Annotated in this window: 14 protein-coding genes; 4 read left to right on the plus strand and 10 right to left on the minus strand. The window is 60.1% G+C overall.

What is annotated here, in order from left to right; translation table 11 throughout:
- Position 1 precedes the first annotated feature (1 nt).
- Both purM and purH read left to right on the plus strand, forming a co-directional pair.
- The gene (gene purM / locus WC421_01945; GenBank protein MFA5160983.1) at positions 2–985 is read left to right on the plus strand and encodes a phosphoribosylformylglycinamidine cyclo-ligase; all 984 of its coding nucleotides are present in this window, start codon (positions 2–4) and stop codon (positions 983–985) included.
- A complete protein-coding gene (gene purH, locus WC421_01950) occupies positions 982–3132 on the plus strand; it encodes a bifunctional phosphoribosylaminoimidazolecarboxamide formyltransferase/IMP cyclohydrolase (protein ID MFA5160984.1) in 2151 nt (716 codons plus the stop codon). The genes purM and purH overlap by 4 nt, the downstream gene beginning before the upstream one ends.
- On the opposite strand, the gene WC421_01955 is transcribed toward purH, so the two are convergent.
- The 10 genes from WC421_01955 to smc form a co-directional block, all read right to left on the minus strand.
- Positions 3104–4417 (minus strand): FAD-dependent oxidoreductase, encoded by a 1314-nt coding sequence (locus tag WC421_01955; GenBank protein ID MFA5160985.1) that lies wholly within the window; start codon positions 4415–4417, stop codon positions 3104–3106. The two genes, purH and WC421_01955, sit on opposite strands and share 29 nt — an antisense overlap.
- Positions 4414–5439, minus strand: a complete 1026-nt coding sequence (locus WC421_01960) for an MraY family glycosyltransferase (protein ID MFA5160986.1) — start codon at positions 5437–5439, stop codon at positions 4414–4416. Before WC421_01960 ends, WC421_01955 begins: the two co-directional genes overlap by 4 nt.
- Positions 5436–7421, minus strand: coding sequence for a phospholipid carrier-dependent glycosyltransferase (locus WC421_01965; GenBank protein ID MFA5160987.1), 1986 nt, complete (start codon positions 7419–7421; stop codon positions 5436–5438). Before WC421_01965 ends, WC421_01960 begins: the two co-directional genes overlap by 4 nt.
- Positions 7418–8827: a sugar nucleotide-binding protein gene (locus WC421_01970; protein ID MFA5160988.1), complete on the minus strand. Its 1410-nt coding sequence runs from the start codon at positions 8825–8827 to the stop codon at positions 7418–7420. Before WC421_01970 ends, WC421_01965 begins: the two co-directional genes overlap by 4 nt.
- A gap of 121 nt (positions 8828–8948) precedes the next feature.
- Complete coding sequence (locus WC421_01975; GenBank protein ID MFA5160989.1) at positions 8949–9932, minus strand: hypothetical protein; 984 nt, start codon at positions 9930–9932, stop codon at positions 8949–8951.
- Entirely contained in the window at positions 9929–10555 is a 627-nt protein-coding gene (locus tag WC421_01980; protein ID MFA5160990.1) for a retron system putative HNH endonuclease, read from the minus strand. The genes WC421_01975 and WC421_01980 overlap by 4 nt, the downstream gene beginning before the upstream one ends.
- Positions 10539–11891, minus strand: a complete 1353-nt coding sequence (locus WC421_01985) for an AAA family ATPase (GenBank protein MFA5160991.1) — start codon at positions 11889–11891, stop codon at positions 10539–10541. The genes WC421_01980 and WC421_01985 overlap by 17 nt, the downstream gene beginning before the upstream one ends.
- Positions 11892–11930: 39 nt before the next feature.
- Positions 11931–13187, minus strand: a complete 1257-nt coding sequence (locus WC421_01990; protein MFA5160992.1) for a hypothetical protein — start codon at positions 13185–13187, stop codon at positions 11931–11933.
- 33 nt (positions 13188–13220) lie between these two features.
- Positions 13221–13958, minus strand: coding sequence for a metallophosphoesterase family protein (locus WC421_01995; protein MFA5160993.1), 738 nt, complete (start codon positions 13956–13958; stop codon positions 13221–13223).
- Positions 13955–17434 (minus strand): chromosome segregation protein SMC, encoded by a 3480-nt coding sequence (smc, locus tag WC421_02000; protein MFA5160994.1) that lies wholly within the window; start codon positions 17432–17434, stop codon positions 13955–13957. Before smc ends, WC421_01995 begins: the two co-directional genes overlap by 4 nt.
- A gap of 102 nt (positions 17435–17536) precedes the next feature.
- Between smc and WC421_02005 the strand changes: the two genes are divergently transcribed.
- Both WC421_02005 and WC421_02010 read left to right on the plus strand, forming a co-directional pair.
- On the plus strand, positions 17537–18859 hold the full coding sequence (locus WC421_02005; GenBank protein MFA5160995.1) for a PhoH family protein: 1323 nt from the start codon (positions 17537–17539) through the stop codon (positions 18857–18859).
- A 92-nt stretch (positions 18860–18951) separates the two neighbouring features.
- Positions 18952–20310: a tetratricopeptide repeat protein gene (locus tag WC421_02010; protein ID MFA5160996.1), complete on the plus strand. Its 1359-nt coding sequence runs from the start codon at positions 18952–18954 to the stop codon at positions 20308–20310.
- Position 20311: the final 1 nt, after the last annotated feature.

Genomic DNA, 20311 nt, shown 5'->3' on the forward strand with positions numbered 1-20311 from the left:
TATGGCCATAACTTACAAAAAATCCGGCGTTGACATCGCCGCCGGCGACGCGCTGGTTGAATACATACAGAAAAAAGCCCCCGCCGTGGGCGGTTTTGCGGGGCTGTTCCCGCTGGAGTTGGGCGGCAAGCAGTATAACATCGTCGGCTGCACCGACGGCGTGGGCACCAAGCTGAAACTGGCGTTTCTGACCGGGCGGCATAGCACCGTGGGCATAGACCTTGTCGCCATGAATGTAAACGACCTGATAACCTGCGGCGCGAAACCGCTTTTTTTCCTGGATTATTACGCGACCTCCAGACTGGACCCCAAAACCTCGCGCGCCGTCATAGACGGCATACTGGAAGGCTGCCGGCAGGGGGAAATGGCGCTCCTCGGCGGCGAGACCGCCGAAATGCCCGGCTTCTACGGCAAAGGCGAATACGACCTGGCGGGGTTCGCGGTGGGCATAGTGGAAAGCGGGCGTGTCATAGACGGCAGCCGCATCATGCCCGGCGACGCGCTGATAGGGCTGCCCTCCACGGGTTTTCATTCCAACGGCTATTCGCTGATACGCGGGGTGTACAGGGACGCCGAGCTTAAAAAGCGCGCCGCCCGGCTGCTGGCGCCTACGAAAATCTATGTGAAAGACATCGCCGCGCTGCGCGGCGCCGCCATTGCCGCCGGAGCCGACATCCTGGGCATGGCGCATATCACAGGCGGCGGCATTGTGGAGAATGTGCCCAGATTCCTGCCCGGAAACTGCGCCGCCGTCATAGACGCGGCCTCGTGGAAGCGGCCCAAAATCATGAGGGATATCGCAAAAGGCGGCGATATACCCGCAGGCGACATGTGGCGCACCTTTAACATGGGAATAGGGATGGTAATCGCGTTAAGGCCGCAGGCCGTTGAAGCCGCGCTGAAAACGCTGCCGGAGGCCGTGGTTCTCGGGCGTGTGGAGCGCGGCGAAAACAAGGTAATTCTCCAGAACGCGGAGCGGCTATGAAAATAGCGGTTCTTGCCTCCGGCGGGGGGACCACTTTTCAGGCTTTATACGACGCGCAGAAAGCCGGCTCGCTGGGCGGGGGGGAGATAGTTCTTGTAATCTCAAGCCGCCCGGACGCGGGCGTTGCGGCCCGCGCGAAAGCCGCGGGCGTGCGCGCCGAAACCGCCGACCCGAAAGACGACGCTCTGCTCTGCCGCCTCTGCGCGGAGGCGGGGGTGCGGCTTGTCTGCATGGCAGGCTACATGCACAAGCTGGGGCCGGAAATGCTTAAACGCTATGCCGGCGCGGTGCTGAATATCCATCCCGCGCTGCTGCCCGCTTTCGGCGGGAAAGGGATGTACGGGCGGCATGTGCACGAGGCCGTCATCGCCTCCGGCGCGAAATTCAGCGGCTGCACCGTCCATTTCGCCGACGGAAATTATGACGCCGGGCCGGTCGCGCTTCAGCAGGCGGTTGCGGTGGCCGAAGACGATACCGCAGAAACATTGTCCGAAAAAGTCCGCGCGGCGGAGCGCATATTGTACCCCCGCGCGGTGCGGCTGTTTTGCCAGGGCAGGCTGAAAATCAGCGGCGGCAAAGTCTCCGTCCTGCCGGAGAAAACAGAGGCCGGAAAAATCCGCCGCGCGCTTATTTCCGTTTACGACAAAACGGGGCTGGCCGAATTCGCCAAAGGGCTGGACGGGCTTGGCGTGGAAATAATCAGCACCTCCGGCACGGCCAAATTCCTGTCGGAAAACGGCGTTCCCGTGCGAATGCTGGAGACGCTTACCGGGTTTCCCGAAATTCTGGGCGGGCGGGTGAAAACGCTGCACCCCATGGTTCACGGCGCGATACTCATGCGCCGCGGCGACGCGGGGCAGGTTGCCCAGGCGCAGGTTCACGGCATTGAGCCGATAGACATGCTGGTTGTCAACCTCTATCCCTTTGCGCAAACGCTGGCGGGGCATTCCTCCGTCCACGAGCAGGAAGTGATAGAGCAGATAGACATAGGCGGCGTCGCGCTTATACGCGCCGGCTCCAAAAATTACGAGGATGTGGCTGTTCTGACCGAGCCTGCCGATTACCCGTCAGTTCTGGAGGAAATGCAAAAATCCTCCGCGCTTTCTGCGGACACCAAGCGGCGGCTTGCCGCCAGGGGCTTTGCCCACACCGCTGCCTACGACGGCGATATTTCCGGCGCGTTCGCGCGCGCGCAGGCCGGCGGCGGGCCGCCGCAAACGCTGAACCTGAATTTGAAGCTGGCGCAGCCCATGCGCTACGGCGAAAATCCCCATCAGCAGGCCGCGCTTTATTCTCCGGACGGGAAGCTTTCGTTTGAGCAGCTGCACGGCAAGGAGCTTTCCTACAACAATATTTTGGACGCGCATGGCTCCTGGGAGGCTGTCTGCGACTTCGGGCAGACCGCCGCCGTGATATTCAAGCATATCACCCCCTGCGGCGCGGCGACCGGCGCGACCGCCGAGGAGGCGTTCTCCCGCGCCTGGGAGTGCGACCCGCTGTCGGCCTTCGGCGGGGTGATTGCGTTCAACTGCAAAGTTTCGCCCAAAGCGGCGGAGATGGTGAACTCGTTTTTTGTGGAGATAATCATTGCGCCGGATTACGAAGATGCCGCGCTGGATATCCTGCGCGCCAAGAAAAACATCCGCATACTGAGCCGCGCCGCCGGGAAAAATTCCGGCTGGGTGATACGCTCGGCGGGGCGGGAAATACTGGCGGGCGAGGCGGATTCCGCGGTTTCCGCCGGGCAGTGGAAACAGGCGTCAAAACGCGCGCCCTCCGGCGAGGAAATGCGCGCGCTGGAATTTGCGTGGATTGTCTGCAAGCATGTGCGCTCCAACGCGATAGCCTTGTGCGCGCCGGACAGGACCGTAGGTATTGGCGCGGGCCAGATGTCGCGCGTTGACGCGGTGAAAACGGCGGAGATGAAATTTTCGCAGTATCTGGCCAAAAACCCGCGCCCCAAAACGCTGGTTCTGGCTTCCGACGCTTTTTTCCCGTTCCGGGACGCGGTTGACGAGGCGGCCCGGCTGGGCGCAAGCGCGATAGTCCAGCCCGGCGGCTCTCAACGCGACGCGGAATCAATTCAGGCGGCGGACGAGCGCGGGCTGGCGATGATGTTTACCGGCATGCGCCATTTCCGGCACTGACATTCGCGGCGGCTTTGCCGTCAAGAACCGCCTCTTCCATAAAGGAATACTTCCAGCCGCCGTAGCGGCCCGTGCTGAGGCAGCCTTTCTTTTCCAGCCAGGGGAGTATGCGGGACAGCGCATGTGAGCGGTTTGCGTCGTATACCGCGTAGGCGCAGGGGATGGCGATATGCATGCGCGCGGCGGGGGGGGCGGAAATCAGGCCGCAGCGGCGCAGGCCGGAGAGCATTTGCCGCTCCAGCGCGGCGGTGTCCGGTTTTGACGACGGCGGGCTTGCCGTCTCTGTATAAAACGATGAGTAGCCCGCCGGAGAGACATGCCGCGAAAAATGCGAGGCTATGCCGGCGCGGTAGAACGCGAACTTATCCTCCGGGAAATACGCCCAGTGCAGCTTTCGCCGGGCCGGAGCGCGGAAGCCGAAATTGAACACGTCCACCCGGTTATGCCGCAGCAGTTTTGCGCTTTCGCGCACGGCGGCGGGCGCGTCCTCTATTATGCCGCAGAAATCTTTAAGCGGCATGGTGTTTACCAGCCTTGAAAATTCCACTTCTCCGAGATTGTTTATCAGCGCCGTCTTTTTTGAGAGGTTGACGCGCAATACCCCGCAGCCGGGCATAAAGCCGTTGCCCAGCCCGTCCGCAATGGCGGCGCACAGCGCGCCCGCGCCGCCTTGTGACGGATAGTAAAATTCCGTATTGTAGCCGAAGCTGGCGCGCTGCGGGCCGTATGCCCCGGCGATAACCTCTTCCGGCCCCGGGCGCGGCACAAAGGGGGCGCACCAGTCCGCCCTCAGCTGCGGGAGCGGGACGCGCCACAGCTTGCGGTTATAGGGAAACATGAAATGCCGGCATATCCCCTCGCCGAAAACGGACATTGCCCAGCGGTCGAAAGGCGAATCAAAGGGCGGGGTTTTGTTCTCGCGCCAGGCTTTGAGGAAACCGGACACGCAGTCGCTGACCACCCTGTCCGGCAGGCCGCAGAGCGCGGCCTGAAAGGGATAGGGGGTGTAGACGCCGCTGGAATATATCTCCGCGCGGCGGCGCAGCTTTTCCAGATTGCCGCGCAGCATGCGGAAAATGAAACTTTTGCCGTAACCGCTGTGCAGATGCAGCAAATGGCCCGAACAGTCAAAAGAGAAGCCGTTTTGCGAAAACGAGGCGCAAAGCCCGCCGGGATAGTCGTTTTTTTCGGCAAGGATATAGCGCGGCGCGCCCAGCCGCTCCAGATGCCAGGCGCAGGAAAGCCCGGTAAGTCCGGCGCCGATTATAAGGGTGTCGGTTCTCACATTTCCACCCGTGCTATTTTGACGCTCATCAGCGCGAACGCCGCCGCGTCCGCCGCGTACACCACCAGCGCGGGCCATATGGGCAACTGCGTAGCCGAAAACGCGCACAGCACCAGGCCCATGGTAACAACCGCGCTCCAGGCCACTATCTCGTGGCGGGAAAAACCCATTTTCTCAAGCCGCAGGGCGTAATGGTCCTTGCTGCCCGCAAACGGGGAATTGCCGCGCCTTATGCGCAGGAAAGAGACGAAAAACGTGTCGTAAATCGGAACGGCCAGTATAAGCAGCGGCGCGTACACGCCAAGCGGGTTGGTATGCGAGTACTGCGTGCTTACCGACAATGCCGCCAGGGTGTATCCCATGAAAAGGCTGCCGCAGTCGCCCGCGAAAATTTTCCGGCGGCGCGAGAAATTGTGCGGCAAAAACCCCGCCGCCGCGCCCAGCAGCGCAGCGGCGGCGAAATTGACATACAGGTCTTCCGACGGCAGCGCTATCAGCAGAAACCCCAGCGAGGCGGCGGCGGCCTGGCTGGCGCAGAGGCCGTCCATGATATCTATTATGTTGAAGGCATTGGCCACCCCCACCACCCAGACGACCGTCAGCGCGACCGCCAGATAATCGGGCTGTATGAACCTGATGCGCACCCCGTAATGCACCAGCACCAGCGCGGCGGCTATCTGGAAGGCGAACTTTGTCGCCACGGAAAGGCCGGAGGGTTTTTTTATATCGTCCACCAGCCCCAGCAGCAGCATTATCACCGCCCCGGCGAAAAATCCGCGCAGCGTGTGCAGCGTTCCTGTGGGAAAGCTGGTGAAAAGCCTTACCGCCGACAGCGAGATTATAAAAGCCGCCGCTATCGCCAGCCCGCCCAGCAGCGGGGTGGGGTTCTTGTGGGTTTTTACGCCGCCGGAGGGCGTGTCCAGCACGAATCTGAGGCCCAGGGCGCGCGCCAGCGGCGTCAGCGCCAGCGAGGCCGCGAAAGCGGCCGCCGCCGTTATCAGATAGAGTTTCCAGGGGCTCATAACCTGTAGAGCGCGCAGCTTTCAGCCGCGAAAGCCGGCTGTACGGAAAGCATCTCCTCCCAGTTTTTAAGGCCGTTCTCCGAGAAATTCAGCGTGCCGTAAGGATGAAGCCGCCGCATTTCCCCCGGAACATATATAACCCAGTCGTAATCGCGGGCGAGGGTTTGCGCCAGTTCAAGCGGCGAGGCCGCCGCATTGGCCGCCGTAACGAAACCGTTTTGCGCTGTCAGGGCGGTGGCCGCAACATTCCGGCGGACGTAGTACGAGCGCTGCTCCCCTGCCATCAGCACGCGCGCGCCGGGCGGGGACATGGCGTTTACGGCGGCGGCGCACGGATAATAGCGCAGGGTTGCCGACAAATGCTCCGCCCGGCCCGCTTTGCCGAAAAGGTAATTCCAGTTATACGCTAAATCGTTCATGCCGGCCCATAAAACCGCCCGTTCCGCCGCAAATGCCAGCAGCGCCGCGGCCAGGACTATTCCGGCCAGCCGCCCGCCCTCGCGCCGCGCCGCCATGAAACCCTCAGCCGCCAGAATGGAGCCCAAAGGCACTATAACCACCAGAAACCGCAGCACCTTCGCCGTAAAAAACCAGACCGCGAAATGCAGCAGAATATACGCCCCGCACCAGCGCAGTTCCCGGGAGCGCAGCGCGGCCAGCGCCATCAGCGGGGTCGCGGCGAAAAACAGGTTCCAGCCCAGTGTTCCCAGAGCGTCCATCCCGCCGCCGAAATGCGAAGGGGCGGTAAACAGCGTATAAGGGAACATGATGAGCTCGCGCAGCGGGCGGCCCTGTCCGCCGTATTCCGTCAGCATGGAGAAATAGGCCTGTGCCTGGCCCGCAAGGGCCGTGTCCGCATTCAGCAGCCTGTACAGGAACGGGTAGACCGGATTTCCGGTTTCGGCGGCGTTTTTAACCAGCCACGGCGCGCAAACAAGGCAGCAGGCCGCGGCGAATATCAGAACGTCAACGACGCGGGCTCTGCGTTCGCTGAATCGCTGGACGCTGTAGCAGTGGCGCAGCGCCAGCATAAGCAGCGCGGCGGCGGTTATGCCGGCATAGTACTTGGTTCCGAACGCGAGTCCGCAGAAAACGCCGCCCGCAGCGGCCCACAGCCGGGATTGCGGCCCCGCGTTGCGCCGCCACATTGCCAGCGATAAGACTGCGGCGGTGATGAAAAGGCAGGCCGCCGTCTCCGCATAGCTTGCCGACGCCAGAAGCGCGAAAGAGGTGTGCGACAGCGCCAGAAAAAGCGCCAGCCCGCTCGCGCCGGGAGAGGCTTCGCCGGAATTCTCCAGCGTCCTGAGATAGCCGTAAACCCATAACCCCGACAATGCGGCGCACAGCCAGGAGAACAATTGCGCCGCCGTGTCAGAGCCCAGAAGCAGCGCGGCGGTGAAAAGCATCTCGCTGTTTTGCGGAAAATGGCTGTAGACGCTGCCGGGAACCGGCGCTATCGCGTGGTTAAGAGCATAAGCCTGCGGCAGCGCAAGATGGTACACCAGCGAGTCATAGTGCGGCGGCGGCGCAAAGCAGACCAGAAAGGCCCCTGCCAGCGGCAGAAGGGCTGCCAGCTCCCAGCCGGTGCGCGCAACCATGCCCGGCACGGGGAACGGAACAAGCCTTTTCCTGCCGGACCACAAAAACGCGCCAAGCAGCAGAACTATTGACGTCGGGTACAGCAGCTTCATCTCGCCAAGCGCGAAAACCGCCAGCGCCAGCGCGCCCAGCCCCAACGTGGCCGCCGCCGGAACGCGCAGGCCGGGAAAACTGTCCCATTCAAAACCGCAGGATTCAAGCGCGCGCGCGCCGAAGGCGAATGCCGCGGCGGCGGCAATCGCGAAAATTATCACGGAACAGGCCGCGAAAACAATTCCGCTTCCCAGAGCCGCGCGCAGGCCGTATAACGCCGCAGACAGCAGCAGCGCGGCGGCGGCCAGCGCATAAAAAAAAGATGTTTTCGCCGCGGCTCCGGCTGTCATGCCGGGGTTCCGGTTTCAGGCGGCGCGGACCGTCCTGTCTGCGAAGGCGAAGGCGGGGGCGGAGCAACGGCCCGTCCAGTCTGCCCCGGAGGGGGCGGCGCGGCGCGTCCTGTCTGCGAAGGCGAAGGCGGGGGTGGCGCGGCATGACCGGTCCGGGACGGGGGCGCGGGAGCAGCACGTCCGGTCTGTCCCGGGGGCGGCGGTGCGGCGCGTCCCGTTTGGGAAGGGGATGGCGGCGGCGGAGGGGCAGCCCGTCCGGTCTGTCCCGGAAGCGGCGGCACGGCGCGTCCGGTCTGCGCCGGAGAGGGCGGAGAGGGGGCGGGGCTGTCTGCGCGGGGCGGCGCGTCTGGCGCGTTCCGCTCTGTCCCGGGCGGCGCCTCTTTTTCTGTTCGGAAAGGCGGTTTCCCCGCCGTTTCCGGTTGAGTCTCGGATTGTCCGGCGGTTCTTGCTGTTTGCGAAACCGCGTCCGCGGACTGAGCCACTGCACCGTCCGTGCCCGGCGGCTGCGCCGCATCGGGTCTGGCGGAGGCGGCCCTGCGTTTTTTCTGGGCGATGCCGTCGCGCGCCACGGAAAGCGCGTGCACGGGATTCATCATGGCATAACCGGTTTCATCCAGCAGTTTTTTGCTGACAAGGCCGGCAAGCCTGGGGCGGGGGGCTTTTTGACCGGGCTGCGCGTTTACCGGCGTTATCATGTCAGCCGGAATGCCGAGCCGCTGGCAGGCTATCTGCGCGAATTCATACCGGCTCACAAAATCCGGCCCGGCGGCGTGGTAGAGCCCGGTTTTCTCCTTTAGAACAAGCAGCAGGACGGCGGCCGCCAGGTCGGGGGCGAAAGTCGGGGTGCAATACTCGGTTGAGGATAGTTCCATCCGCTCGTTTTTTCCGGCTTTATCCATTATCTGCGTCAGCAAATTAGGCGAATCCGCTCCATAGACCCCGCTACTGCGTATGATGACGGAGCCGAACGAGGCGCCGGCACAGATTTTCTCCGCCTTGAGTTTGGTCTGGCCGTAGACGTTTACGGGATTTGGTTTGGCTGTTTCGTCGTAGGGGCCGCGGGCGCCGTCAAAGACATTATCGGTTGAAAGGCAGGCCAGCCGCGTTTTGTGCAGGTCGCACAGCCGGAGTATGTTGCGCGCGCCCTCTACGTTTACCTGCTCCGCCTGGCGCTCGTTTTCCTGGCATAAATCCGGGTCTGTCATGGCGGCGCAGAGTATGGCGGCATCCGGCTTGAACGATTCAAAAATTTCCTCAAAAGCATGGGACAGCCGTATATCCGCCTTGAGCAGGCCGCCGGCATCGCTTTTAGCGGAGGTGCCTTTGGCTTCAATGGAGTAATTCCCGCATTCGCGCAGAATGGCCCCGCCCACCTGCCCGGAAGCGCCTATGACCAGTATTTTCATCCGTGAAAATTCTAGCAAAATTGCCCCTTGCCAGGCGAAGCGCCCCATGCGTCCCTGCTGTTCGGTAAAACGCGCGCGGAAACATGCGTTTGCAGGTTTCGGCGCAAGCGCGGGGCCGGCGTTACCGTGAAACTTTTTCCGCCGCGCCTGAAAACACCTTGTCCATGGCTGATTTGATGCCGGAGCGCACCGCTTCCGTGGCGGCGCCGTTCCATTGCTTGGGGTCGGCGCGCAGAAAGCTGGTTTTATCCACGCGGTTGTCAAAACGGCCTATGGGCAGGTAAAAAGTCCTGCTGCGGGTTTCCACGGAGATTGCGCCCGGGCGGGGGGAATGCTGCTCCAGCCAGTCCATGTCGTCGCAGCCGTAATCGCCCAGCATGACGGCTTCGGGCACGCCGTGGTGGAGTATGGAGCCGGGGTCGTCCGGGTTGGCGCGCGCGGCGTTTTTGCGGCGGGATTCCTCCGGCGTTACCCAGATATAAAGTATCACGGCTTTTTTGAGAATTTCATCCGACAACAGCGCCAGCGAATGCCTGTAGCCGAACGGCGACTTCAGCGGCATGGGAGAGCCCTGCGCCCCGCCGCGCGCAAATTCTATCACCACCGTTTTCCCTTCAAGCGGGGCATAGGCGGCGGTTTTTTCCCTGATAAGCTTGGCCGATTCCGCTTCAAGCGCGGCGCAGATTTTGGATTGCGCCGCCGCGTCCAGCCGGGAGAATCTTCCCGAAATGCCGCATTTGCCGGCGGCGCGCTCTATGCGCGCCAGCGTCCGGGCGGCGGCATCGCCCGCCGGATAGCTTTTTTGCGCCGCAAGGTCGGCATAATCCTCGTTAATAAGCTCTATAAGCGTTCCCCAGTCGCGCGGGTCGGCGAAGGGTTTGTCCGGCGCGGAAAAAAACATGCGCGGCTTGCCCAGTGCGGCGGCCTCGTCGTCCGCGCGGCGCATGATATGCACATACGGGAAATCGTCCAGCTGGACGGTCGGTCCCATGTGAAAACTGTCGCGGCAGGTTTGCGGGGTCTGGAATTCCAGATACCGCCGCACCTCCGATTTGCCCGAAGCCGGCAGCGCCAGCAGCAACACGATGTCCAGAGTGTCTTTCATAGTGGTTTCTCCTCTCGTCTACCGATAAAAGCGCATGTGACGGAATAATGCGGTTTAAGTTTTCCGTTTTCTGGTTTTAAGTAAGAATCCTCAATAAATCGGTATCCTTCGGCTTTGTTCGGAAAACCTTTCAATATATTATCCAGCGTTATCCAGTGGGTTTTTCTGCGCCCACATAATTTGAAGTCGTCGCGCAGGTTTAGCAACTTTATCATATACTGGCTGTTGCCACCATTCGGCGACACTTTGCCATTACTCAAGTACATGAATATTTTGCTGTCATAGGTGCTGGAATGAGGATCTGTAAATTTCGCTGCGTCGTAGTTATTGCTTTTGTGGTGGCCGCAATGCTCTTTTGTGTTGCATGAGTAAGCAAGGTTGCTATATTCGTATTTGGCATCGGGATAAGTTGAGCGAGGTTTCATATGCTCAATATGCCCATCTTGTGTTGATGGCACAGCCGATTCGCAATAGCAACATAAAAAATGCTGCTCACTAATCAATGACTCTCCAACTTTTTGGTGACAGGCCCCATTCGTTTGCGCAAAAACCCCCCATTCTTGACCTGATGGTTGGCTGCCAAGACAAGATGGCGGAGATGGCGTCCTAGTGATTTTCTTCATTCTTCTTGGCTAAATAGTCCAACTGTTTTATTCGCATTGCGGCATATTGCAAATCTTTATCGCCTGTTCCCAGTTCGTTCTGCAATTCTTCCAGCAACCTGATGGCTTCATCTGTATTATGTTGACGCTTCTCCACCAACCCAAGATATTGAGTCAGTTTTTCTTCCTGTACCGGCGGGCGCGGGGGAACGTCAAAAATTTCCGCCAAAACTCTATTGCTTTCGCTGCCGAGGGTTCCCATGTCATCTGCAATATCGGACAATGCCCCATCCTCATTGATGATTCTTATATGCTTTTTATGCACAGACGTAATCACCTGCGGGGAATGGGTGGTAACGATAAATTGTATTGATGGGAATGCCCTGGTCAGGGAAGGCAGAATTGTTTGCTGCCATTTCGGATGCAGGTGCATATCAATTTCATCAATCAGCACAATGCCTTGAGTGGTTTTGATGGCTTCCTGGGCTGGCAAATGAGAGTTAAGTCTTATCGCGCGGTGGGCAATATCCGCGGTCAGCGCCACCATATTTCTGACACCGTCGCTGAGCCAGTCCACCGGCAGGGTTATGCCGGTAGACGCCTGTTCCATGATAATGCCGTCCTTGGATCCCTTGAAGTCAATGTTTTTCCAGTCCAAAGGCTCAATAATAGCGTTCACGGCTGTTTTGAAAGCTTGCAAAGAGGCTTGTATTTTCTCCAATTGCAGGGGATTGTCTCGTTCGTCAAATGCCGCGCGGTGAAATCTCTCAAACCATTCCGCGAAAATTTTGTAACTAGACATCCCTGACAGACAAAGCATATACCCGGCGGTGCGGGACAAGTTTTCTTTTCTTTTTGTGAAAAACCGCATGTCGCCCCACAAGCGTCCTGTCCCGTAATAGGAGATTAAAGGCAAAGCGACAGACACGGAAGCTGTTTGGACTTGTTTCTGCAAATGTTTGCCAAAATTTATAAGTGGTCTGCTTCCGCCATATGTTGTATGAGACTTGTCTCCGGACAACATTCTTTCCCATTTTTCCTGATTGCCATCTATAATTCCATCAGCAAACATCTTCACGGGAAATTGTTTTTCTGATTCTCTCATGCCTGCGGATGATTCCAAGAGTTTGCGCCTGACATCAGACGTGTGGAATTGAGCGCTTTGCACTGTGCCAAAAACGCCGACAAATGGTCCCAGCGCAATGGCCACAGCATCAAGAACCGCTGTTTTCCCGCAACCGTTTTTCGCCACAAGAACAGTCAGCTTTTCATCAAAAGCAATCGCCAGTTTTTCAAAGCGGCGGTAGTTGTGTAATTCCAGACTTCTTATTTGTAACAGCTTCTTGTCATCGCTCATAAAGTCCCCTTCACACGCCGCCCATATATTACAAAATCGTCAAAGGCTATTTCCGCCGGATATGGTTTGCCTGGCAGCCGCGTCGGCTTTCAGGATGGCGGAAAACTCTTTTCCGCAGTTGAAAAATTCCGCAACCAGCAGGCCTGCGGATGCGAGCGTTTTCATGTTTGCGGGCTTTGGCGCGGGGCCGCCTGAAACTTTCGCCAGCAAAGGCAGCGGTTCCCGGTTGTGATAGCCGTAGTCCGCGCGGTGGGCCATGCCGTGGTCCGCCGTTATTATAAGCAGGTCGCCTCTGGCGAGGCTGCGCATGATTTCGCCCAGCATGGCGTCGGCGGCCTCCAGGCAGCGCAACGCGCCTTCCGCGTCGCGGGTATGGCCGTAAAGACTGTCCGTATCCACGAAATTGGAGAAAATGAAGGTTCCGTTCGGGCGGTAAACGGTTTTGGAGGCGGCAACCGCGTTATATGTCCCCTGCGCCGACAGTGGATTTGTATCCTTGCCCTGCGGATGGATAAAGCCGCGGACAAACTGCGGGGAGACGAAGGCTTTGTCGGCCAGCTTTACTCTCTCGTGCCAGCCGGCGTTCACCAGCTCCGCCGTTTTGCCGACGGCGCAGGCCCATACGCCTCGCACCGCAAGAATGTCCGGCAGGGTTTTGCCCTGCAGCGGCAGCACGGCGTCGTGGCGGTTGGCGGTGCGTATTATCTCGCCGCCGGGGCCGCGTCTGTAGGCGCGCGCTATCGCGCGGGTAACGGGAATGCCCATCTCCTTGGCAAGCGCAAACGCGGCGTCGGCTATGGAGTGCTGCTCGCGCACGGGAATAACGGCCTCGCTCATGGCGATTTGGATGAGCGGGTCGCATTTGCTGGCATAGACTATGGGATGTCCGGTTGTTTCATGCTCCAGCGCGTTAAGCTCTATCGCCTCCATGCCGCCGGCCATTTTGTTGAATATCGTTTTGCGGCCCACAAGCAGCTCCAGCGCGCGTATATAGTTTTCCGGGAAACCGTCCGGGAAAAGGCTGAAGGTGCGGTTATCCACCACGCCCATCATCTCGCGGTGGCCCACCACGCTGTCGGCTGAGGCGGAGGCCTGCTCAACGCGCGCGGCAAAGGAGTCCGCGTCCGTTTTCGCGCCGATTTGGGCTTTGTGCTCCGGGGAAACTATTTCGCCAAGCCCAAGCGCGGCCAGATTTGGAATGTTCAGCGGCCCGGGATGTTTTGAAAGCAGATAATCCAGAGTGTCCAGCCCGACGGCATCTATGACAAGCAGCAGGGCTGTCTTGGAATTGGACATGGGGAACTCCGTCACTTATGCCTGCCTCGATAGCTACCAGCCGTTGCCGATACGCTCCACCAGCAGTTCGGGCAGGCCGGCGGAACGCATCATTTTCTGGGTGGCGGCTATTGGATATTCCAGCCGGAATAACTGGAACGCGCGCTCCTGTGAATCATAGAGCGCGCAGGAGACGCGCGGGTTTCTGTCCCGCGGCTGGCCGACGGAACCGGGATTGAATATATACCTGTGTCCGTCCAGCATTGTGATTTTCTGGCGGTGCGTAAGCCCTTCCATCAGCGGAAAGCGCACGCCCATGCAGCTCATCACGAAAGGCACATGGCTGTGGCCCACTATGCAGGCCCGGGTATGCCAGACCTCCATGCTTTCCAGGAATTGCTCGCCGGTAAGCAGATATTCCTCCGCCGGGTTTTTCGGCGAACCGTGGACTATGGTGATGTCTTCAACCTCCAGCGTTTTGGGCAGGGATTCAAGAAATTGGACGGATTCGTCCGACAGAATGGCGCGGGTAAGCCCCAGCGCCTGCGCCGCGCAGGAGTTGAACCAGCTTACCGGCAGCTGGCCTATGGCCGCCATGTCGTGGTTGCCGATGACGCAATGCAGCCCTTTGAGAGAGCGCACCATCTCCACGCATTCGTTGGGCTGGGGGCCGTAGCCCACCAGGTCGCCGCAGCAGAAGTAGCCGTCCGGCGAAAACTCCTCCAGGAAATTCAGCGCCGCCGCCAGCGCCTCGTAATTGCCGTGAATGTCCGAAATCACTCCGTACTTCATTGCGCAGCCGCCAGAAGGGGCGCTTCCTCGCCGGAGGAGACGGCGGCCACGGGCCGCCCGTCGCGCGAGAGCGAGACCGAAATCACCTTGGAAACGCCCTGCTCTTCCATGGTGACGCCGTAGAGCACGTCTGCGGCTTCCATGGTGCGCTTGTTGTGGGTGATGATGATGAACTGGGTTTTGGAGGCGAATTCCTTTATAAGGCCCACGAAACGCTCCACATTAGCCTCGTCCAGCGGGGCGTCGGCCTCGTCCATGATGCAGAAGGGCGACGGGTTGACGCAGAAAAATCCGAACAGCAGCGCCAGCGCGGTAAGCGCCTTTTCCCCGCCGGAAAGGGCGGAGATGCTCTGGAGCTTCTTGCCCGGCGGCTGGGCCATTATCTCAACGCCGGTTTCCAGCAGGTTTTCCGGCTGGGTCAGAATCAGGTCCGCCTCGCCGCCCACGAAAAGGGTCTGGTAAATGCGGCGGAAATGCTCCCGCACTGCGTCGTAGGTGTGGCGGAAATTCTCGCGCGTGGCGGCGTTTATGCGCGCTATGGCGGATTTGAGGTCTTCGCGCGCGCGCTCCAGGTCGCCTATCTGGCTGCGCAGGAAATCCCCGCGCTGCGACAGCGCGTCGTATTCCTCCGGCGCGGTCATGTTGACGGCGCCCATGCTCTCCAGCCGGCGGCGGAGCATTTTAACGCGCTCTATATCCACCTCTACGCCGCCGTACTTCATGCGGGCTTCCTCTATGGTGGTCTGCCACTCGTCGGCCAGTTTGCGGGCTATTTCGTCGCGCTGGGCGGAGCGCTGGCTTACCTGCGCGCTCAGGTCGTGCGCCTCCAGCTCCAGAACGGAGAGTTCTTTCCTGAAATTGTCGGCGATTCTGGATTTTTCCTCGTACTCGCCGCGCATGGCGGCAAGTTCCTCGCGCAGGGCGGCCTGGCAGGTTTCCAGTTCGGCCAGTTCGGTTCTGCGGGAGGACAGGCGGGCCTGCGCCTGCTCTTTTTCGGCGGCGCACTGCTCTATCTTGGCGCGGGCGCCGCCGCGCTGGGCGGCGCGCTTTTCAAAATTGCGGGTTATCTCCTCCAGGGAGGAGGCCGTCATTCTCAGGTCGGCTTCCAGCCCGTTGATGTTAAAGCGCAGTTCGGACAGCCTGGAGCCGGATTCATCGCGGCGGGATTTAAATGCGGCGGCCTGCTCCACCAACGCCTGCCGTCTTGACCTGACCGCCTCTATCGCGCTTTTAAGCTCCGTCTGGCGGGCGCGGCGGGATTGCAGCCCCTCCTCCGCGGCGGCAAGGGCGGCGCGGCTTTCCTCGCGCTTTGCGGCGATGCCGGTTTTCTCTTTTTCCACGAGGCCAAGCTCCTCCTCGTGATTGGCGCGGGCCTGTTTTTTCGCCTCAAGCGCAGCGGAGAGAATGCTTTCGCGCGAGGTTTCCTCCCCCAGCGCGGCGCGGGCGGCGGCAAGCTCCTCTTCCGCGGCGCGGACTTCGCCCGCCACGGATTCGGACTGGGCGGCCAGCGCGGTTTCCTGCGCGGCGGCGGCCTCAAGGGCTTTGCGGACCTCCTCCTGCCGGCCCCAGTACTGCTGAACGGGGGACACGGAATCCGCCCCGGCCACAAGCCAGAACGGGCCTTCGGTATTGGAGCCCTGTCCCGTGCAGCCCGAAAGCAGCGCGCAAAGCAGATTTTCCAGTTCCGGCGGATAAGACAGCCGGGATTTCACCTCATCCGGCAGCGGCTGCGCGGGCTGAGACACTGCGTTCAGCGCCAGGAAACGGCAGCGGGCATTGCCCTGCGCGCGCACCTGCTCCGCCATTTTCCGGGCGGCATCCAAAGAATCGCAGAGTATCGCGTCCATGAAGGGGCCCAGCGCCTCTTCCGCGAAAAGCTTGTTTTCATCTGAAAATGAAAGGTGCTTGCGCAGCGGGCCTTTGGAGCCTTCGGCCTCCGCTACAGCGCGCGCGCCCAGCCAGTAGGGGTCTTTTTCGGCCTGGGCGCATAGAGTTTCAAGAGTGGCGTTGAGCGCCGCCTTCTCGCTGCGGCAGGCGGATATTTTTTCAGCGGTCTGGGCCGAAAGCGCGCCAAGCACGGATTTTTTGGAATCAAGCAACTGGACATTGTTGCGCGTCTGCTCCAGTTTGGCGCGCAGGGCCGCCAGCTCGGCTTCCGCGGCCTCTATATCCCTGGCGCCTTGCGCGGCGCGCTCGCCAAGCTGCTGCGTTTCCCTGTCCAGCACGGACAAATCCGCGTCGTAATGGCTGATAGCCGACTGCGCCAGCGCCACCCGGTTGGAGCATTCCAGCTCCGCGCGGGAGGCTTCCACAAGCCCGGCATTGGCGGCATCCAGTTCGTTTATGGCGGAGGTTATATCGGTTTCGGCGGTTTCCAGCGCGGCTGAAATTTCGTCGTATTCCTTTTGCAGCGGGGCCGCGCTTTCCGCCGCCGCCGCTATTTGCGCGCGCAGCCTTTCCACCGCCGGTTCCAACTCGGCCTTCCGGGCGGCGGAGGAGGCGTCCTCGTTGTCCCAGTCGCCGATTTGCCGGGAGAGTATGGCGGCGGAGGAATCGCATGCCGCGATTTCGCCTTCCAGCTTGCCCGTGTCGTATTTCGCGCCGGAGATTTTGCCGGCGAACTCCGTGTCCTGCGCCTGCTTGTGTGTCAAATTAAGGTTTAGCGCGGCGACCTCGCCTTCCAGCGCGGAAACACGGCCCTGCTTTTCCGACACCGCCTCATTAATCGGATGCAGTTTCGCCGTCGCGGCGGAGGCTGCCTCGCCGTGGCGGTCCGCCTCGGAAACCGCCAGCGCGATTTCGCTTTCCCGCAGCTCCTCGCGGTTTTTCTGATAGAGGCGGGCCTTTCTGGCCTCGGAATCCAGCTTTTTAATCTGTTCGTCAATAAGGACCACGGCGTCCATCAGGCGGGCCAGATCCTGGTCCACCTTTTCCAGCTTGCGCTGCGCCTCGTCGCGGCGGGACTTGTATTTGGAAACGCCGGCAGCCTCTTCAAAAAGCTCGCGCCGCATCTCCGGCGTGGCGGAAAGCACGAATTCCACGCCGCCCTGGTCTATTATGGCGTAGCCCTCGCCGCCGATGCCGGTATCCAGGAACAAATCGCGCACGTCGCGCAGCCGGCACTGCGTCTTATTAAGGAAATATTCGGATTCGCCGCTGCGGAATATGCGGCGCGTTACCGCTATCTCGCTGAAATCCAGCGGCAGGCGGCGGGCCTCGTTGTCGAAAATCATGTTGACTTCGGACATGCCGGTGGGCTGGCGCTTGGCGGTGCCGTTGAAAATTATGTCCACCATGGAGGCCGAGCGCAGCGATTTCCACGACATTTCGCCTATGCACCAGCGTATGGAATCGACCACATTGGACTTTCCGCAGCCGTTGGGGCCGATGACGCAGGTGATGCCGGGCTTGAAATCCAGCCGGGCCTTGTCCGCAAAGGATTTGAAACCGGATATTTCTATAGCTTTAAGGTACATGTTTCCCAAGATGGTATCATTTGCCGCCAAGTCTAGTCAAAAAGGCGGCGCAATAATGCTAGAATTATCCGCGATGCCAAACCACAGCCTTCAAGGGGAGCTATGCCCAAAACATTCATAATAGACACCAACGTGCTCATACACGACGTCAACGCGCTTAACAACTTCCGCGACAACAACGTGGTAATCCCCATAGCGGTCATCGAAGAGCTGGACCATTTCAAAACCAACGGAGACGAGCGCGGCAAGAACGCCCGCCTGATTTCCCGCCGGCTGGACAAGCTGCGCCTGAAGGGCAGGCTCAATGACGGCGTGAAGCTGGAAAACGGCGGCACGATCAGAATAGCGCTGGATGCGGAGCGTGCCCTTCCCCAGCATTTCATGATGCGCGAGTCCGACAACCGCATTCTCAATATGGCCTACGCGCTGTCAAAAAACAAAAGCGCGCGGGTGATTATAGTTTCAAAGGACATAAACCTGCGGCTGAAGGCGGAGGCCGTGGGCCTTGAAGCCGAGGATTACGAGACCGGCAAGGTCAAGGTTGACGAGCTTTATTCGGGAATGCGCGAGCTGGAGGCGGACACCGGCATGGTGGACGCGCTTTACAAGGACAAAACGCTGGACGCCAGAAAGCTGGACGACGCGCTGCACCCCAACGAATTCGTGATACTGCGCGACGCCGCAAACCCCAAGCATTCCGCGATAGGCCGCGTATTCGCCAGCGCCCAGGGCGACAAGCTGACAATACAGCCCGCCAGCCAGCAGGACCCCGCGCCGTGGGGGATACACCCGCTTAACAAGGAGCAGCGCTTTGCCATGGAGCTGCTGCTGGACGATTCCATAAGCCTCGTTACCCTTGTCGGCAATGCCGGCACGGGAAAAACCCTCATCTCCCTTGCCGCCGGAATGCAGAAAGCGGTGGAGGACAGCGTGTACCGCCGTCTCATAATCTGCCGCTCCACCGTGCCCGTGGGCAAGGACATCGGGTTTCTGCCCGGCACCAAGGAGGAGAAGCTGGGCGTCTGGATGGGCGCGATTTACGACAATCTGGAGTTCCTCTCGGAGAAAAAACACCCCGAGGAGGGGCTGGAGCATTCCGATTACCTGGTTGAAAGCGGCAAGGTGGAGATCGCCTCCGTAACGCATATCCGGGGCCGCACGCTGCCCAAGCAGTACATGATTGTGGACGACGCGCAGAACCTCACCCCGCACGAGGTGAAAACAATTTTAAGCCGCGCCGGCGAGGGAACCAAGGTGGTCGTAACCGGCGACCCGCATCAGATAGACAGCCCGTATCTGGACATAGAGTCCAACGGGCTGACATACATAGTGGACCGCTTCAAGGGCCAGAAAATATACGGGCATATCACCTTCACCAAGACAGAGCGCAGCCCGCTTGCCGCCCTTGTTGCCGAATTGCTGTAGCGGAGCCGGATGCGGGGAGCGCATTTTTCCGCCGCGCGGCGCGCGGCGGAAAAATAGTATTATTTTCGGGAGCGCAGTTTCGGGGTAATTGAATGACAGTATTATGGCTGCTGCTGGCTGTGTCCGCAACGGCGACGATTGTCATACCGTCAGCCGGGGCGTGGCTTATGCTTTTGCGCCCGCTCATAGTGGCTACGGGCGCGGCGTTCGCCGTCTGGGTTTATCAGGACGCGGCGAAGCATTATATAAAACCGCTGCTGTGGTCGCTGTCAACGCTGGTGGTCTGGCCGGTGGCGCTTCCGGCATATCTTCTCCACACAAGGAAAAGCAAAGGCATAGCCCCGTCCGTGGCGGTAGTAGCGCAACTGGGGCTGATAGCGGCCATGATGACCGTTACCGTTTCGCCGCTCAACAGATCGCGCGCCAAGGCGGACGCATATTACGCCAAGGCTGCAGACAGCGGCGCAAACAAGGCAGAGGTTCTGGGCAAGGCCCTGGACCATTATGAGCAGATGCTCTCCATTAACGAGAACGTATGGGACGTGTATGCCATGGTGTTTTTCAGCGCCTACTACTCCGGCAGGGGCGCCGAGGCGGCATCCTACTACAAAAAACTTGTGGAGAAGAAGAAAAAGTACGCCCGCGGGGAAAGGGCGTTCTGGGAGATACACACCGCCATTCTGACATACAACATTCTCGCGCTGGGCAGCGCCATTGGCGTGGCGGAGCGCGCGCTTGAGGTCGGAATTGCGGACGAGGCGGAAAAACAACTGCGCGACATGCTGCGTTACGGCAATGTCATGCGCCAGCTCAAGAGCGAACGCGACACCGCGATGCTCAAGCTGGACGAATCTAGCCGCAGCCGTTTCAGCAAGCGGATAGAGTTTATAGACACGACCTACAACAATTTTTCGATAATCGGAGAACAATCGCTGGAATCTGCGTCCAAGCTGGTGGCAATGATAGACAAAAGCCCGGAAGGCAGAGAGGCGTTTCTTTCCTATGCCAGAGGCATGGCCGCCTTCAGCGACAAGAATAACAAAGACGCCCAGGACGCGTTCTCAAAAGCCATCAGGCTTGCGCCGGATTTCGACAGCGCGCTGCTGATGCTGGCGCAAGTCCGCATGAGGCAGGCCCGCTGGGACGAGGCGGCTAAACTGGCGGGCAGGGCCGCTATCAGCGTAGAACATGACGGTTCCCGCAGCCTGCGCTCCACCAGACGCCAGCTTGCCCAGGCAAGCGCCACCCAGGCATACGCCATATTCAATCTCGCCGTGCAGAGCCGCAGCCGCGCGGATAAGTCGGACAGGAAGAAAAACCTGGCGGATGCCGCCCTCTATTTTGCCGCCGCCACGGAGAGCATCAACAGGGCCTGCAAGCTGGATGCCCAAGCGCCATATGTGGTCGAAATCGCGGCCATGCTTAAATCCCGCGGCATACGGTGCAAGTAAA

Source organism: Elusimicrobiales bacterium (assembly GCA_041651175.1).
Lineage (GTDB): Bacteria > Elusimicrobiota > Elusimicrobia > Elusimicrobiales > Elusimicrobiaceae > JAQTYB01.